The sequence below is a fragment of the Auritidibacter ignavus genome (assembly GCF_029853775.1).
Taxonomy (GTDB): Bacteria; Actinomycetota; Actinomycetes; order Actinomycetales; family Micrococcaceae; genus Auritidibacter; species Auritidibacter ignavus.
This window is the reverse complement of sequence record NZ_CP122564.1, coordinates 2,174,645-2,190,698: the sequence shown is the minus strand read 5'-3', so window position 1 is coordinate 2,190,698 and position 16,054 is coordinate 2,174,645. Positions and strand designations below refer to the sequence as shown.

Here is a 16,054-nt window from a genome sequence, read left to right as displayed (position 1 = left end):
CGCGAAGCCATAGTGTGAACGCATGGATAAGGACATTGTCTCGATGAGTGCTCGGATTGAAGTCACCAAGCAATTACGTAGGGATTATCGCACGGGGTCCAAGGCGGAGAAGTCAGCGATTTTAGATCAGTTTTGTGCTTCCACTGGGTTGGGCCGGTCCACGGCCAGGCGGTATCTGACGTCGCAGACCATCGGGGTCAAAAACGTGGTGCGCATTGACCGTCGAAAGCATAAACCCACGAAGTATTCGGCGAATGCGAAAAAGCAGTTGATCCGGGTGTGGCGGTTGATGGGCATGCCCTCGGGCAAATACATGAAACCGGTGATGGAAGACTGGTTAGACGCGTTAGAAGCCCACGATGAGTTGGCGTTTGGCCGCTCCGGGTATAACCCCACGGTGCGTGCCCAGCTGGTGGCCATGAGTGCCGCCACGATTGACCGGTATCTCAAGGCCGAACGCGACCGGTTACGCCTCAAAGGCATCGCTACGACCAAGCCTGGGGCCTTGTTGCGCAACTCGATTACGGTGCGACAAGCCGGCGATGAGGTCGAAGACGAACCAGGGTTTTTCGAAACCGACACGGTGGCCCATTGCGGGCCAACCCTGCAAGGCGAATTCGCCCGCACCCTAACCATGACTGATGTGCGCACCGGGTGGGTGCACCTAGAAGTGCTCCGTCATAACGCCCAAGTGCACATCCTGGCAGGATTGGACCGGGCCGCAGCCGCCATCCCCTATGGGATCGCGGGCTTAGATTGTGACAACGGGTCAGAGTTCATCAACCACGAAGTCATGCACTGGGCTGCTGACCGGTTGATCTTTTTCACCCGGGGCCGGCCGTATCAAAAAAATGATCAAGCCACCGTGGAATCCAAAAACAACCACGCCGTGCGAAAATTTGGGTTTCACTACCGGTACGACACCGCAGATCAACGCGCCATCCTGGCGGCCCTATGGCAGGTGGTGGGTTTGAAACTCAACTACTTCACCGCCACCAAAAAACCCACCGGCTGGACCCAAGACGCCAGCGGGCGGCGCAAACGCCTCTATGACAAACCCAAGACTCCCTACCACCGGCTGCTGGATGCCGGGATCCTCTCCACCGCCCAACAAGAAGAGCTAGCGGCCATCTACCGCAGGATCAATCCAGCCCAGCTGACCCGCCAAATCCTGACCTACCAAGACCGGCTGATCAGCCTGGCCAAAGACAAAACCCTCACCATCGCCGCCGACCTCGACAGCAAGCACCAGGCCCGGCAAAAACGCCGCACCACCGGCATCCGCACCAAAGCCAGCTAACCCAAGTTTTCGCGCTCAAACTAGCTGAGGCACGACACTGCAGCCACGCGACCTCTCGCGCTCACGATCTGTGAGGCACGACTTACCCTTCGCGCTCAGTTTGACATGAGGCACTACGCCCCCCGCCCTCGCTTCGCCGTTTAACAAGCGAACCGTGGGCACGGGACCGGTGGCGAGCGCTGACTAGAGGGACATGCATTGGAAGGATCTCTAAATCGTTGCACGATCCGGTCACCACTCGTTCCTCTTGAAACGCGTGCAGTCCATCGACCTGGAACAGCCAGATGAGCTAGGCCCCTATGAACTGGATGTGCTCACCGCTCAACGCGAGAACGCCACCCGAGAGCTTCTGGAGGTATTCGAGCGTTTCCCTGCTCTGACCGTTGCCTCGGTGTCCTCGCGCAACTTACGATCGATTAACAAGATGGCAGGGCGAGATGCGTCCATGAGAAACAACGGGAGAAACGCTTGGAAGAAAAGAGCGAATCAACTCAGCAAAGCATCGGTCTGTTCATCCTGGCAGGCATCCACATGGTGGTTCTGATCGGGCTCCAGCTATCTGGTGCTCTCAGCGATATGATGGTGAGCGCTATTGCCTGGTTCGTTGGGATGATGGTGGCCACATGGTGCGTGCTCAAAGCAGTCATACCGTTGCTGAGTAGCACAGAACGCTGAGTTTTCCGAGGCCGACACCACGGCCCCGGAACTGACCACGAGGCGACCCCCCGTACAACGAGACCGCTACTGCGGCGGTCGTGATCGATGATCAACCGTTGATTTTGCGTATTTTGCGGGAATGCTCGATCGGCGATGGGTCGTGGAGGCCACCCTACCCGACCGAGCCGAATTCGACGACCTGAAAAATCTGCCCGTTTCGAGGCATCTCGGTCACGGCATTTGCCGCGCGGTCTTTAGCAAAGGGCTTCCATGCTGGATCCAGATCGCCCAGCTCAACACTCGACCAAACGAAGGGTAACCCCGCAGCCGCATCCACTGACCCCCGATCCATTAGTTGTACATGCAGGTGCGGCTCGGTGGTGTTTCCGGTATTGCCCACCTCGGCCAGCTGTTCCCCGGCTCTCACTCGCTGTCCCGGAACCACCACCACGGAGTCACGGCGCAAGTGCGCGTACGCTGCGAAGGTTCCGTCATCGTGTTGAACCACCACGCGATTGCCGAATATGGCTCGATATCCGCCAAAAAATTCGCTGGCCGGGCCCTCAAGAAGGAGCATCAAGGTCCGCCCGAGCCAGGTGTCGCGCGCCCGCTTGTCGCGTTGCCGATCAGCCGCCTGAAGCACTGTTCCATCCGCGATCGCGTACACGGGCTCACCGAAACAGGTGAACTCCTCGGGGCGCGTTCCACGTCCGACCAAACGTACATCGGCCGGGTTGATCGTTGTGGTCATGTCTTCGGCAACGGAGGGATGGACCAGATCCACGGCGCTGAATTGTCCACGTGTCGCCGTACCGTGACTGGGCAGTTGCTGACCGGGGCTATTGACTGCCAGCCACCGTCCGCGCACTGGAGGCTGAACCACAACGGGTGCACGAGCCGGCGTCACCGGGGCAATTCCGGCCAGCAGGCACCCGGTAAGAACCAGCATCATGACAGCGAGAACCCAGCCGAAACCGCCCGGTGGATTAAACAAGCCAGTCAGGTCAGCCACGATCAGTAGTAGCCCCGCTAGTATCAGCATCCGCCACAACGGACGCAGGGTGGACAGTATCCGACGCAGCCGGTGCACTGCTGGGGCACTGGCGCCCCTAGAATGGTGGTCCGCCTCGGTACCGTCTGTGCTGACGGCCTTACCCCGTTTCATCTCGACCAGCCCTCATTCTCTGTCGTGATGCGCGCCACTCTTCGACGAAGCCTACCATCAGGGTCCACCTGGCGACATCAGTCACGTTGCCCCGGGCCCGAGTGACAGCGATCAGCCAGAAACGGTCGAAACGCACCGTATGTGTTCCACCAGTTCCAATGCTGTGAGGGCGCGATGATCGATCCGAGATACGGGGTAAAAGCAAAACCCCCGCGCTAGGCGAGGGTTTTGGTGGCTCCGACCGGCGTCGATCCGGTGACCTTTCGATTTTCAGTCGAACGCTCTACCAACTGAGCTACAGAGCCTGTTGAGTGGTATTCACTCTTGGACAAAGAGCCTGTCCGATTGGACAGGCTCTCGCATCCGCGACCCTGACGGGACTTGAACCCGCGACCTCCGCCGTGACAGGGCGGCGCGCTAACCAACTGCGCTACAGGGCCATTGAACAGGAACCTACAGTATCAGAGATTTCCCACTCACTGAAATCGTGTCAATCAACAGTCTTTCAGTCGTACCCCCAACGGGATTCGAACCCGTGCCGCCGCCGTGAAAGGGCGGTGTCCTAGGCCGCTAGACGATGGGGGCCTGGCAAATTCGTGAGACTCCACAGATGTCCCGTGAACTTGACCTCCATGAGTTTACGACGAAAACTCTACAGTGTGCAAATCGAGCCATTATCTAACGCCGAATTCGACGCGATCGTTGAAGCTGCCCTCGAGGAGCTCCCTGAGCAAGTGCGCAATCTTTTGGATAACATCGTGATCTTTGTCGCCGACGAATACGAGCCACTCCCCGACGAAGAGCCACAGCCCGAACTCCTCGGACTCTATGAAGGGGTACCGCTCGATGAGCGTGGCGACGACCCACTGGGCATGCCTGACCATCTGACGATCTTCAAGAATCCGCTCGAGCGCATGGTCTCATCTTACGAAGAGCTCGCTCGGCAAATCCGCATCACCGTGATGCACGAAATCGCCCACTACTTCGGTATTAGCGACGAACAACTGCACGCCTGGGGCTGGGGATAGACCACTGCTCTACCCGTTTCTGCCTGGCGTGCAAAAGGTCACGAAACGATGCCAAAACCGCAGAAACTCGCGAATTCCACGGTCATTCAATCCTAAATTACACCGTTGTTATTTATGTTATTCCTGGGGTTCTTGTTGCATTTGTGACAATTGTGCAACTATTCTGGACCAAGAAGTTGGCATTTCTTCGGCGTGTCGTAGTGACAGATCCGAATCGTAATGATCTCGTGACGCAACGGTGAAGAAATGATCTCGACCTCACTGCCCGAATCACTTGCCAGAGAATGAGGACGTTGTCGTGAAATCTCGCCGTCTAATTGGGGTTACCGCCTCGGTGGCCATTGTCACCGCAACCGCAGTCGCCGCGGCCGCAGTACCAAATATGTTGGATGCTGACGCCTCTCGCCAGCATGACGCCGCTGATCTACCGAAAGTTCCGAGCTCGCAAGAGATCGACCAAGCCAAAACGTCAGATGCCAATCGGGATCAGATGCGCCAGCGACTCATCGATTCCATCTTGAAGACCTCCGAGCGATTCGCCGATATCGAGGCAGCCGCTCTGGAAGCTAATGAGAACGCCCGCTCGATGTCAGAAGCGGCGGCAGCTGCACGTCGTGACGCTGAAGATGCCCGAAAGGCTGCGGAAAATGCAGCTGAGCAAGCCTCAGACTCCGAAGAAGCTGTCGGCGCAGCCGCCGGTGAGATGTACCGCAACGGTAACGGTTCGGCGAGCGACCTGATGCTGGGCGATGAAGATAGCCTCAGCCAGCGTTCGACCGCCGAAAACCTCGCTAATCGTCAGGCTCGTGAAGGACAAGAAGCTGTCCGCCAAGCCAACGAAGCCGATAGTCTGCTGGCAAACGCCGAAGCCAAGGAAGCAGACGCCGAACAAAAGGCCGAAGAGGAAGCTCGTGCTCAGGCAGAACGTGAAGAGGAAGCCCGTCGCTACGAAGAAGAGCGCCAAGAGCTCGACAAACTTCGTTCTGATCTCATCAAGGCGTGGGCAGAGCTAGAGGGCATCCCAGAAGAAGAGGCTGCCGAAAGAATTGACGAGATCGAGGAAGAACAATGGGCCGCCGAGCTAGACCGTGTTCTGGGGCAAATCGACGCGCGGGAGACCGAGCAGAGTTCCCCCGCATCGACACAGCCGGCCGTTGAGGCCGAACCTACTCCGGTCACCGAAGAACCCACCCCGTCAGAGACCACGGAAGAACCGACGCCGTCGGCAACCCCGTCCGAGACCCCTAGCTCGGCTCCGGCTAGCCCGTCTCCCACGCAGACCTCTTCGGCACCGGCCAGCCCGTCGCCCACCCAGAGCTCTTCCGCACCGGCTAGCCCGTCTCCCACCCAGAGCTCTTCCGCACCGGCTAGCCCGTCTCCCACCCAGAGCTCCTCGGCACCGTCTCGGTCGGGCTCAGCTTCCTCCTCAAACGGTCGCGCGTCAAGCTCGCCGTCGCCGACGAAGTCTGCCCCGAAGAAGTCTCCGTCTAAGGCTCCGTCGAAATCCCCGTCCACCGGCACGGCAGGGTCCTCCTCGTCCTCCGGTTGGGCCAGCACTGCAATCCAGTTTGCCGTGGGTAAGGCCAATGACCCCAACACCTATTACTCCTGGGGCGGCAACGGCCCCCAAGGCTATGACTGCTCGGGTCTGACTGTGGCTGCGTTCAATGCCGCCGGAAAGTCGTTGCCCCGTAGCTCGAAGGCACAGTACGCTGCCGCCAAGCAGTACGTGCCACTGAGCCAGATGCAGCCCGGTGACCTGGTGTTCTGGTCCAATAATGGATCTGGGTCCGGTGTGTACCACGTGGCGATCTACATGGGTAATAACCAGATTGTCCACGCCCGCAACCCGCAGATGGGTATTTCAGTGACTGCCTTGAACTACGGCGGTATGCACAACATCCTGCCTCAAGCGGGACGCTACTAGATTCCCTCGGGGGTCCGGAGTCCGGGGAAGTTCTCCGGATCCTTGGGGGTTACTACCTCATCTCACACACCGCAGGGCGGTTGCCAGTCATGTGGCAACCGCCCTGTCAGACGTTAAAGGACTGGTAACGACAATATCTTAGGAATGATCCGGACGCTTGTCTTTGTGCTCATCCAGGGTGGGGCCAAAGTCGGTGCGGTCTTCCAACCGAGGATCGTCGTAGGCCGGCACCACCAGCACCGGCCCCTTGGCGTGAGAGACGATGCCTTGAGAGGTCGAACCCAGCAGTGCCCCGGTGAAGCCACCCAGTCCACGAGTTCCGACGACGACCAGGCGGGCGGTTTCTGATTCTTTGACCATCACATCAACCGGAACGCCGTCGACGACTTCCGCTTCAATCCGTAACTGCGGGAAATGGTGTTGCAACCAGTTGCGACCGTACTCCATTTTTTCGCGAAGCTCTTCGAGGAGAGCGTTTTCATCCACGGGAGCAGGCAACCATTCCACGGCCGGAGAAACCGGGGCCATGGCGGTGACTAACCGCACCCAGGTTCCACGATTCATGGCTTCCTCGCCGGCGCGGAGCATGGCCAGTCGTGCCTGCCTCGACCCGTCGGCACCAACCACCACCGGTGCATCAGTTCCGGCGCGGGATTCTTCAGCACCTTTCGGCACCAACGCGACCGGGCACTTAGCGCGTGCCGGGAGCCCACGCGACACCGATCCCACCAGCAGACCGAGGAAACCGCCTCGACCGCGGGGGCCGGCAACCAGCAGGTCGGCGTGTTCGGAGTAATCGACCAGCACCGTGGCGGGATCGCCGAGCTCAGTGGCTGCTCGGATCTCCACATCGGTGGGTCCGAGCTTTTCGGCGGTTGCTTCTAAAATCTTGCGCGCGGAATCGGCCAGCGCGTTATCGTGTTCGGATCCGCCTGCGGAATCCATCACCATCGACGGAAACATTGGCAAGCTATAGACGGAGATGAGCGTCAGTGGGCGGTGAGTGCGTTCTGCTTCCCGCAACGCCCAGGTGGCAGCGGCCAGTGACCGCTTCGAGCCGTCAACTCCGACCACCACGCCATGAGTTTTTCCCTGATATGCAGTGTTCTGGTCACTCATGATTGTCACCCTTCTCTTGATCCCCACAGCGTCTGCCTGTGGTTAACTCCAGCTTACTGACTTTGGTCCGCAACGGGGCCGTACGCGGTGCCGCACCGGCGCAAAAGTCATCCAGTTCTCGGGCCTTCCAGCGCAGGTGGGCCGGCAGTGGATCTGCCAATACCGCGCGCTGGAGTCCAGACAGCCCGCCGAGTTCCTCTTGCGGGATCTCGGCGTTGCTGGCAGCAAAGATCATGTTCCCGCGCCGGCGAGATTTGAACATACTCGGATCGGATATCAGGATCACCTCCGAGAACACCTCTCGGAGTGTCGCCACTTCACTCCGGGCATCGGCTAGTCCGGTTGGGCCTGCGTAGTTAATGAGGTACACGCCGTCGGGACCGAGAATGCGTGCTGCTTCTTCGGTGGCTTCCAGCCCGGTGAGATGTTCGGGCGTGACCTGGTGACCGGTGTCCTGATCCTGGGCAAACACATCGCGGAAGATCACGTCCCGCGACCCCGTAGCACCGGTGGCTAACACCTCGCCCGCCTCAGCGGCCCGGATCGTCAACCGCGGTGCTCGCGGCAGGCCACAGTGTTCTCGGACCAGGTTTACCAGGGTCGCATCATCATCCACCGCTGTTTGGCGCGAGTCCGGATAAACCGCGGCCGCCCACCGGGCCATGGTGCAACCGCCAGCGCCCAAGTGCAGAAACCGTAACCGGGTGTCAGTCGAAAACCGGTGGGTGATCACCGCGGCCGCCCACCGCATGTACTCAAAGCCCAGCTCGGTGGGATGGTCCACATTGATCTGCGAGGATTCAGCACCATTAATCATTAACAGCCAGGCGCCAGCCGTGAAGGGGTCCTCGGTGATCACCGCGACTCCGCTGTCGATCTGGTAGTGGCCGGGGGTGATATCGGCCGGTGATGTTTTCTGCGAGCGCCCGCCTCGTTTAGCCATCAGCACCCCTGACCATGAGTTGTTCGGTCATTCCGGCCCAGTCTCCCTCGGTGACCGTTACCGGCTCCCCCACCGGACGATACCCCAGAGCCCTAAAGAACTCGTGGTCACGCCACACCCTGGCCACGCTGGGTCGCGGGCCGAGCGCGGTTTGTACCAGCGCGGTGCCCAACCCGCGACGCCGGGATTCGGCCAGCACATAAACGCCCCGAACTTCTCGCACCGGCCAGGCGCCCGGGTTTTCGTCCAGTTCCGGTAGTTCACCCTGATCTGCCAGGCGTTGGCACCACGTGCGAGTGGTGTCAGCCAGCTCGTCCACGGTGGCGACACCCTGCACCCGGTCGCGGAGGTCTTCGGCCAAAAACAACCGCGGGTCATCGGCTGTTGCTCGAGCGCGACGTCGCCAGAAAGCCACCTGGCCCTCAGCGCTGGCATAGGCCTTGGCACTGAATGTAGCGCCCAATACCGGGGTATATATCTCGTCCCACACCGCAAGTTTGACCGGAATGACCCGCTCAACGTCGGCCTCAGCCGCCGAGCGCACGTAGTAGCGTGCCCCGGTCTCGGTGCGTGCTGATCGGTGGAAGAACCGTTTCATCTACTCGGTAGTGCCCTGTGCACTCGAGTGGTGCGCACTCTCACCCCGCGACTGCAGGAGGTGTTCCAGCCGGTTCAGTTTGCCATCGAGCTCACCGGTGAATCCGGGGCGGATATCGGCCTTCATCACCAAGGAGATCCGAGAGCCGTAGGGTTCCAGGGCGGTCACGCAGTCTTTAATAACCCCCATGACCTCATCCCATTCACCTTCGATCTCGGTGAACATCGAGGAGGTGCGGTAGGGCAATCCGGAGGCGCGCACCACGGCGATGGCCTCAGCCACAGCATGCGAGACCGACCCGGCAGCGGTGGCTTCCGGAGACCCGGAGGCAGCATCGGCACCCAGCGATCCGGTGCCGGAGGTTGTGATCGAAAATGCAATAATCATGGTTCCAGTCTGCCCCACAACCCCAGGTTTTCTCATCTCTAACGTTAGAAGCCTCACGTGAGCACTGTGTACCAGCCCCTTAGGCGTGGGCGGTGTTGTCGATATAGTTAGAAGTGACCCACACCAATCTCCGTTTCACCGGTCGAGAGGATGCGTATGTCCCAAGGCTTGTTCATTTCCACCACCACCGCCGGCACCGGAAAATCTCTGGTCAGCCTCGGGGTGGCCGACTCCATCTATAAGCGCACCGGCTCACTAGGCTACTTCCGCCCCATCTCCCCAGACCCACAGCGGGACCCCATGGTGCACCTGATGCGCGAGAATTTTGATCTCAGTGAAGAACAAGCCCGGGCCGGTTTGAGCTCGGCTGAAGTCCGTGAGCTGGTCGCCGCCGGAGAAGAAGACGAGATCTTCGCTCGGTGCGTCGATATTTTCGAGCAAATCTCCGCCGACGTGGTCGTGGTCGAAGGCACCGATTTCGTGGAGGCCGACTCCGCCCTCGAACTCGAACTGAACTCCCGGCTGGCACTGAACCTCAACATCCCGGTGCTGGCCGTGGTCTCTGGCGCCGACTTGAGCCCGGAGGGCGTCTCCAGTGCGGTGGAGCTCACCCGGACCACCATCAACGAGTCTGGCGCCGAGCCCATGGCGGTGATCGTCAACCGCGCCAACCCCGACCAACTGGAAGCCATCGAGTCCTCGCTCCGTCCGGGGAAGTCCCAGGCCAAGGTCTACCTCGTCCCGGAGCTTCCCGAACTCACGTTGCCCTCGATCGCTGAGATCGCCCAGGCGTTAAACCTCGAGCACATTAGCGGGTCTGATCAGTTCCAGCGCGATGTTTCCGAGGTCAAAGCCGTCTCGATGGAAGGCGGCAACTTCTTGAGCATTCTCAACGAGGGCGCTTTGGTGATCGTTTCCGGGGACCGCTCCGATGCCATTCTGGCGACCATGGCCTCCGCGCTGGTACCCGAATTCCCGGTCCCCTCGGGCATGATCCTGACCAACTCGATGTTGCCACGGGCTGAGATCCAGAAGATGTACGCCAACGCGCCCTTCCCGATCTTTGCCTCCTTCGGCGACACATTCAGCACCACCACCGCGGTCTCCCGGGTCCGCGCCGAGCTTTCCAGCGCCCAGCCGCGCAAAATCGCTGCCGCCCTGGGGGCGTGGCACGAACGCGTCGATGGTGACGAGTTGCTGGAGCGACTGGAATTGACCAACTCCTCGGCAATGACCCCGGTGCGGTTCTTGCACCAGCTGATCTCACGGGCCGTGGCCGACCGCAAACGCATCGTGTTGCCGGAAGGACACGATCCCCGCATTCTGCGTGCCGCTGAGATCCTGCACCGTCGCAATGTGTGTGATCTGGTGATCCTCGGCGATGTCGACCAGATCCAGGAATTGGCCGCCACCGAGGGCGTGGACCTGCATGAGATTACGCTGATCGACCCGACCGAATCCCCGGACCGGCAACGCTATGCCGAAGAATACGCGCGCCTGCGGGCCCACAAGGGCGTAGATCTCGACCGTGCCCAGGAAGTTATGCTCGATGGCGCCTATTTCGGCACCATGATGGTTCACCTCGACGAGGTCGACGGCATGGTCTCCGGTGCGGCCAACACCACCGCCCACACCATCCGTCCGGCCTTGGAATTCATCAAGACCCGCCCCGAGGTCTCAATCGTCTCCTCGGTATTCTTCATGTTGTTGCCCGACCGGGCGCTAGTTTACGGCGACTGCGCGGTCAATCCCACTCCGAACGCCGAACAGCTGGCCGATATTGCCATCGCTTCGGCGACCACCGCCGAGCAATTCTCGGTTCAGCCCCGGGTGGCGATGCTGTCCTACTCCACCGGCACCTCCGGATCCGGTGAGGCCGTGGATAAAGTCCGTGAGGCCACTGATCTGGTCCACGCCCATGCTCCCCACCTGAAGGTCGACGGCCCGCTGCAGTACGATGCTGCGGTCTCGGCCTCGGTGGCGGCCTCCAAGATGCCGGATTCGGATGTGGCCGGTCAGGCCACGGTGTTCATCTTCCCGGATCTGAACACCGGGAATAACACCTATAAGGCCGTCCAACAGTCCTCCGGTGCCGTGGCGGTCGGCCCGGTACTGCAAGGCCTGAATAAGCCGGTCAACGACCTCTCCCGCGGCACCACCGTGGAGGACATTGTCAACACCGTCGCTATCACCGCCGTGCAAGCACAGGCTCGCGACTAACTCATCCCGCGCCCGATAGGAGAAGACCCCACCATGCTGATTTTGGTTATTAACTCTGGCTCATCCTCCCTGAAATACCAGGTCCGTGAACTCGATGAGTCCGGCGCGGATACCGAGAAGCCGGTGCTGGCCGAGGGCATTATTGAACGGATCGGCCAGCCCGATTCCGATATTTCCGATCATGCTCAGGCGTTGGATATCGTCTCGGGACAGCTCGAGGACGTCCTCGACGGTCGCACCATCGATGCCGCCGGTCACCGTGTGGTCCACGGTGGTGAGCGTTTCCAGGCCCCGGCTCTGGTCACCAACGAGGTCATCCGCGCCATTGATGCCCTCGCCCCGCTGGCTCCGCTGCACAATCCGCCCTCGGCAGCCGGACTGCGCGCAATGCGGGAAAAGTGGCCGGATATCCCGCAGGTCGTGGTCTTCGACACCTCCTTCCACACCTCGATGCCAGCCGAGGCCTGGCGGTATGCGGTCCCGGAATCCTGGTACACCGATTACGGTATTCGTCGCTACGGGTTCCACGGCACCAGTCACGATCTGGTCACCGGCCTGACCGCCGAGCTGATCGGGGTGCCCCGCCACAACTTCAACGGCATTATTCTGCACCTGGGCAATGGTGCCTCGGCCACCGCGATCCGTGGGGGCCGATCAGTGGATACCTCCATGGGCTACACGCCCCTGGCCGGTCTGGTGATGGGAACCCGCTCCGGCGATCTCGACCCCTCGATCGTGACTCACCTGATGACCTCCCATGGCTTTACCGCCCAGGAAGTCGACCGGGTACTCAATAACGAATCCGGACTGTACGGGATCAGCGGCCACACCGATATGCGCGAAGTGCTCCACGCCGCCGATGCCGGTCACCGTGGCTCCCAGGCCGCCCTGGATGTGGCCAGCTATCGGTTGGCCAAGTACATCGGTGGCTATCACATCGCCGTCGGTGGCGCCCAGGCGATCACCTTCACCGCCGGCATTGGTGAAAACTCCGCCCCGTTCCGGGCCCGCGTGCTGGACCGGCTGGAAGTGTTGGGCATTACCTACGATCACGAGCTGAATCTGGTCACCGGTTCCGAACCGCGGCTGATCTCGGCCGAGGATTCGGCAATCAAGGTCGCGGTGATCCCCACCAATGAGGAAATGGCGATCGCCCAAAAGACCTACCAGGTCGTCGACGCAGCACAGGCCTGGGGTCAGGGTCCCGGGTTCTAGTGGCGGGAGTCACCGAAGCCGACCGTCGGGCCGGATTGCGCCGGATGAAACTGGTGGCCACCAGTGTGCTGGTCGTGTTAGCGATCGTGTTCGTGATCGCCTTCATCCTGCAAGAACGCCACCCGGCCTTCAGCTATGTGCGCGCTGCGGCTGAGGGAGGCATGGTGGGCGCGTTGGCCGACTGGTTTGCGGTCACCGCGCTCTTTCGGCGTCCGATGGGGCTACCGATCCCCCATACCGCGATCATTCCGCGCAAAAAGGACCAGCTGGCCGTTTCGCTGGGTACTTTCTTTCAGCAGAACTTTCTGGAATCCGAGGTGATGACCGAAAAGCTGGCCAACCTGCGCCCGGCCCGCAAGGTCGGCGCCTGGCTGGCCGAGCCCGATCACGCCCGCGATGTGGGCACCCAGCTGGCTGAGATCGCGGTGGGCACGCTGCGGGCCACCGATGACACCAAGGTGCGAGAACTGATCGCGGATCTGGTGCGCGATCACATGATTGCTCCTCAGTGGTCGCCGACCTTGGGATCGGTGCTCGAGGAAGTCGTCTCTGCAAACCACCACCAGCCCGCCGTGGAACTGGTGGCCTCTCGGGCCGCCGACTGGGTGGCAGAGAATCCGCAGTTCTTTATTGATGCCGTCGCGGACCGTTCCCCCGGCTGGGTACCACGCGTGGTCGACCGGCTACTCGGCGAGCGCATTCACCGTGAACTGTTGGGGTATCTCCGCTCGGTGGTGGCCTCTCAGAACCACCAGCTTCGCCAGCAGGTCACCGGCTGGCTGGAACAGCTCGCCCAGGACATGCAACACGATGACCAGGTGCGGGCCAAGGTCGAGAACCTGAAAGCCGGAGTGTTCGCGGACCCGAATGTCGCCCAACTGGCCTCGCACACCTGGGTGACCGCCAAACAGGCGCTCCTGGATCAGCTGGCCGATCCCGACTCGGATCTGCATCGGGCACTGGTGCAAGCGGTGGCCGATTTTGGGCACCGGATGGAAACCGATGAGCATCTGGCCACCACGCTGGATCAGTGGGCGGTACAGGCCGCCCAGACCGCGGCCGAGCGGTATGGACCCCAGCTGGTGGATGTCATTCAGGAGACCATCCGCCGCTGGGATGGGCGCCAAGCCGCCGACACCATGGAGCTCTATGCGGGCAAGGACCTACAGTTCATCCGCATTAACGGCTCGATCATCGGCGCGCTGGCCGGATTGGTCATCTTTACCCTGGCCACCGCGCTTTTTGGCTAGCTTCTTGTCGACCGGCAACGCCAGCGGGTGTTCCCAGGCCTGCAGCTGATGCCAGCTCGGCATGGGCCCGAAGAGTAGCTGGGCATGACGGGCGACGCGGATAGCCAGCTTGCGGTTGCCCAGCCCGCCGATCACGGCGCCAATGCCGAAGGGCACCAGCCGTCCCAACAGGTGTGAGGACTGGGATTTCGCCGTCCAGGAGAAGAAGGATTTCTGCAACCGGTTGAAGAGTCCCTCGGTGAGCCCTGACAGGCTGGTGACGATCCAGGAGGCCGAGGCCATCCCGCTCAGTCCGGCGTCGATCTCCGGAGATTGCTGGTGCAGGGAGGCGGCCAAAATGCGGCGGCCGTCGTCGCCGAGCATGATCGCCATCACCAGTGCTTGACCGCGCTGATCATCGCCGGTCGGCACACCGTTGAGCTCGGCAATGGATTGGGCGTATAGTCCGGTGAGCTCAATGAAGCCCAGCGCACCGGCTGCGGAGATGCCCAGGGTAGCCAGGGTCCCGATACCAGGGATGACGCCGGCTCCCCCGGCAGCTGCTCCGGTAGTGGTCAGTGACCGCAGGTACAACACGGTGATTTTATCGGCCAGTTCGGCCGGGGTGGCCTCGGGGTACCGGCGACGCAATCGGCGCAGATTGGCTAGCACCACCGGACGTTGGACGGTCAGGGCTGAGAGCACAGCGCGCTGAAAACCCGGGGTGGGATTGCCCTGACGGTCCACGGCGCGATGGACCGCGGAAGTGAGAGCCTTCTCGGAGAGGAATGTAGTGCCGACGGTGCGCGCGGTGCGGGACTTGATCATTCTTGTAGCTTACCGACTGTCGGTAACGGTGAAAACTAGGGCTGGGGGTTGATATCGGCCCAGACGAGGCGATGATCGGTGGCTGCCGGCTGACGGGACAGTTTCGAGAGCAGACCGGACAACGAGGCGGTACCACCGACCAGTTCAGCCCCGTCCTGCCCGGAGGCCGGCCAGTAGACGCCGGAATTTGTCACGGGGAGTTCTTCCGAAGGCAGAATGTAATCGGTGCGTGCCGATCGGGGATCGCCCGGCGCAGGGTCCGGATTCAACCACGTGTGCGTGGCGACATCTTCGGTGGCCTGTTGGGAATCCCGGGAGGAGGTGGGTTCCGGGTCCGTCACACGGTCGACGTCCAGCAACTGGGACATCGTCTCAGAATCTTCGGCTCGAGACTCTGCAGTTCCGGGGGTCAGCTGACCGGCCACCACGAAGCGCGCGCCGTCATCGAGCCCACCGGAGGTTCCCTCATCGTCGGTGATGTAGTCCTGATCGTCTGCACCAGCACCGTCGTTGGCACCATCAGCTTGCTCATCGGGCTGTTCGTCACCGACGTAATCAGCCCAGAAGCCGACCTGATCGTCCTGACGGTAGGCATGCGTCTCGGAGCGACTGGCCTCGGCGCTAGCAGAGGCTAGCACGTGTAGCGGACGCCCGTGCACACTGATCGGTACATCCCAGGCGCCCACCGATGTTAAGGGCACGAGATCTTTTTCGTTCTCGCTGTAACCGGTCTGAGCAATTTTCGAGTCGGGAACCTCAGTCCAGGACAAGTTATTAAACGTGCGAATATTGTCGGTGTCGATCGGGTACTGGGAGTAGATGACCATCCCGCCCTGGCCGGGGTACTCACCATGGCCCAACGCGTCGCCGGGGCCACCAATAGTGCCGTCCTGATCCAAATCTGCGCCCGAGTCTACGCCGGAGTTCACCGGCCCGGCATAGCTATAGGGGTAGTCGATGCCATCGTACTCGCCGGAGCCCACTGCGAGATAATTGGTACTAAAGGCCTCCGCATTGGCCTGATCGGCATCGGTATCAAAACCGGTCACGACTATGACTTCGGGGCGGACTCGCTGAATAATCTGAGCCACCTGGGAGGCATCCCGATCCCCGGGCGTGGACAGCCGTTCGGTGAGCTCACCCGAGGAGGAGCCCACCAGATTCACATCAAAGGTTGCCACCCGCACATCGGAGGAATCCTGGGCCGGAACATATCCGGTACCTAGATCTTCGGCCTCGAGCGTCTGATAGTACGCGGACGCGGGCACGCCAACAGACAGAGTCAGCCCAGCCGCTACGACAGCGGCGCTGATGACTCTGCCGAGTTTGGTGGCGTGATGGGTAGGCACCATTTCAGTCTACGGACCCACCAGGAGCGTGCAAGGGGCAGTGATGAAGTTGTGACCTGCCGTTAATCCTGTGACAATTCAGGTAATTT

Annotated in this window: 14 protein-coding genes and 3 tRNA genes; 7 read left to right on the top strand and 10 right to left on the bottom strand. The window is 61.1% G+C overall.

Annotated features, from left to right (window positions below; translation table 11 throughout):
* Positions 1-22 precede the first annotated feature (22 nt).
* Together QDX22_RS09955 and QDX22_RS09950 are read left to right on the top strand one after the other, a co-directional pair.
* Complete coding sequence (locus tag QDX22_RS09955) at positions 23-1,300, top strand: integrase catalytic domain-containing protein (RefSeq protein WP_210403474.1); 1,278 nt, start codon at positions 23-25, stop codon at positions 1,298-1,300.
* 468 nt (positions 1,301-1,768) lie between these two features.
* A complete protein-coding gene (locus QDX22_RS09950) occupies positions 1,769-1,975 on the top strand; it encodes a hypothetical protein (RefSeq protein ID WP_110099992.1) in 207 nt (68 codons plus the stop codon).
* A 154-nt stretch (positions 1,976-2,129) separates the two neighbouring features.
* On the opposite strand, the gene QDX22_RS09945 is transcribed toward QDX22_RS09950, so the two are convergent.
* The 4 genes from QDX22_RS09945 to QDX22_RS09930 form a co-directional block, all read right to left on the bottom strand.
* Entirely contained in the window at positions 2,130-3,122 is a 993-nt protein-coding gene (locus tag QDX22_RS09945) for a M23 family metallopeptidase (RefSeq protein WP_110099991.1), read from the bottom strand.
* A gap of 229 nt (positions 3,123-3,351) precedes the next feature.
* Positions 3,352-3,427 (bottom strand) — tRNA-Phe (locus tag QDX22_RS09940).
* A gap of 61 nt (positions 3,428-3,488) precedes the next feature.
* A tRNA-Asp gene (locus QDX22_RS09935) sits at positions 3,489-3,562 on the bottom strand.
* Between the two features lie 72 nt (positions 3,563-3,634).
* Positions 3,635-3,707 (bottom strand) — tRNA-Glu (locus QDX22_RS09930).
* Between the two features lie 47 nt (positions 3,708-3,754).
* On the opposite strand from QDX22_RS09930, the gene QDX22_RS09925 reads away from it, so the two are divergent.
* Both QDX22_RS09925 and QDX22_RS09920 read left to right on the top strand, forming a co-directional pair.
* Positions 3,755-4,150 carry a metallopeptidase family protein gene (locus tag QDX22_RS09925; RefSeq protein WP_110101581.1) on the top strand — a complete coding sequence of 132 codons (396 nt, stop codon included), beginning with the start codon at positions 3,755-3,757 and terminating at the stop codon, positions 4,148-4,150.
* A gap of 298 nt (positions 4,151-4,448) precedes the next feature.
* A complete protein-coding gene (locus tag QDX22_RS09920; RefSeq protein ID WP_122549497.1) occupies positions 4,449-6,077 on the top strand; it encodes a C40 family peptidase in 1,629 nt (542 codons plus the stop codon).
* A 138-nt stretch (positions 6,078-6,215) separates the two neighbouring features.
* Here QDX22_RS09920 and QDX22_RS09915 read toward each other — a convergent pair whose 3' ends face one another.
* The 4 genes from QDX22_RS09915 to QDX22_RS09900 are packed head-to-tail and all read right to left on the bottom strand — an operon-like array spanning position 6,216 to position 9,124.
* Positions 6,216-7,196, bottom strand: a complete 981-nt coding sequence (locus tag QDX22_RS09915) for a universal stress protein (protein ID WP_110101546.1) — start codon at positions 7,194-7,196, stop codon at positions 6,216-6,218.
* Positions 7,189-8,139 carry a spermidine synthase gene (locus QDX22_RS09910; RefSeq protein WP_199445916.1) on the bottom strand — a complete coding sequence of 317 codons (951 nt, stop codon included), beginning with the start codon at positions 8,137-8,139 and terminating at the stop codon, positions 7,189-7,191. Before QDX22_RS09910 ends, QDX22_RS09915 begins: the two co-directional genes overlap by 8 nt.
* Entirely contained in the window at positions 8,132-8,737 is a 606-nt protein-coding gene (locus QDX22_RS09905; RefSeq protein ID WP_110101547.1) for a GNAT family N-acetyltransferase, read from the bottom strand. The genes QDX22_RS09910 and QDX22_RS09905 overlap by 8 nt, the downstream gene beginning before the upstream one ends.
* Positions 8,738-9,124, bottom strand: a complete 387-nt coding sequence (locus QDX22_RS09900) for a thiamine-binding protein (RefSeq protein WP_110101582.1) — start codon at positions 9,122-9,124, stop codon at positions 8,738-8,740.
* Positions 9,125-9,280: 156 nt separating this feature from the next.
* On the opposite strand from QDX22_RS09900, the gene pta reads away from it, so the two are divergent.
* Genes pta through QDX22_RS09885 form a run of 3 tightly spaced genes read left to right on the top strand, consistent with a single transcriptional unit; the run spans position 9,281 to position 13,809 of the window.
* A complete protein-coding gene (gene pta, locus QDX22_RS09895; RefSeq protein ID WP_279717816.1) occupies positions 9,281-11,344 on the top strand; it encodes a phosphate acetyltransferase in 2,064 nt (687 codons plus the stop codon).
* A gap of 33 nt (positions 11,345-11,377) precedes the next feature.
* Positions 11,378-12,559 (top strand): acetate/propionate family kinase, encoded by a 1,182-nt coding sequence (locus QDX22_RS09890; protein ID WP_279717814.1) that lies wholly within the window; start codon positions 11,378-11,380, stop codon positions 12,557-12,559.
* Positions 12,559-13,809: a DUF445 domain-containing protein gene (locus QDX22_RS09885; protein WP_233242766.1), complete on the top strand. Its 1,251-nt coding sequence runs from the start codon at positions 12,559-12,561 to the stop codon at positions 13,807-13,809. Before QDX22_RS09890 ends, QDX22_RS09885 begins: the two co-directional genes overlap by 1 nt.
* On the opposite strand, the gene QDX22_RS09880 is transcribed toward QDX22_RS09885, so the two are convergent.
* Together QDX22_RS09880 and QDX22_RS09875 are read right to left on the bottom strand one after the other, a co-directional pair.
* Positions 13,723-14,616, bottom strand: a complete 894-nt coding sequence (locus tag QDX22_RS09880; RefSeq protein ID WP_110122593.1) for a hypothetical protein — start codon at positions 14,614-14,616, stop codon at positions 13,723-13,725. The two genes, QDX22_RS09885 and QDX22_RS09880, sit on opposite strands and share 87 nt — an antisense overlap.
* Positions 14,617-14,651: 35 nt before the next feature.
* A complete protein-coding gene (locus QDX22_RS09875; RefSeq protein ID WP_110101551.1) occupies positions 14,652-15,968 on the bottom strand; it encodes an endonuclease/exonuclease/phosphatase family protein in 1,317 nt (438 codons plus the stop codon).
* Positions 15,969-16,054: the final 86 nt, after the last annotated feature.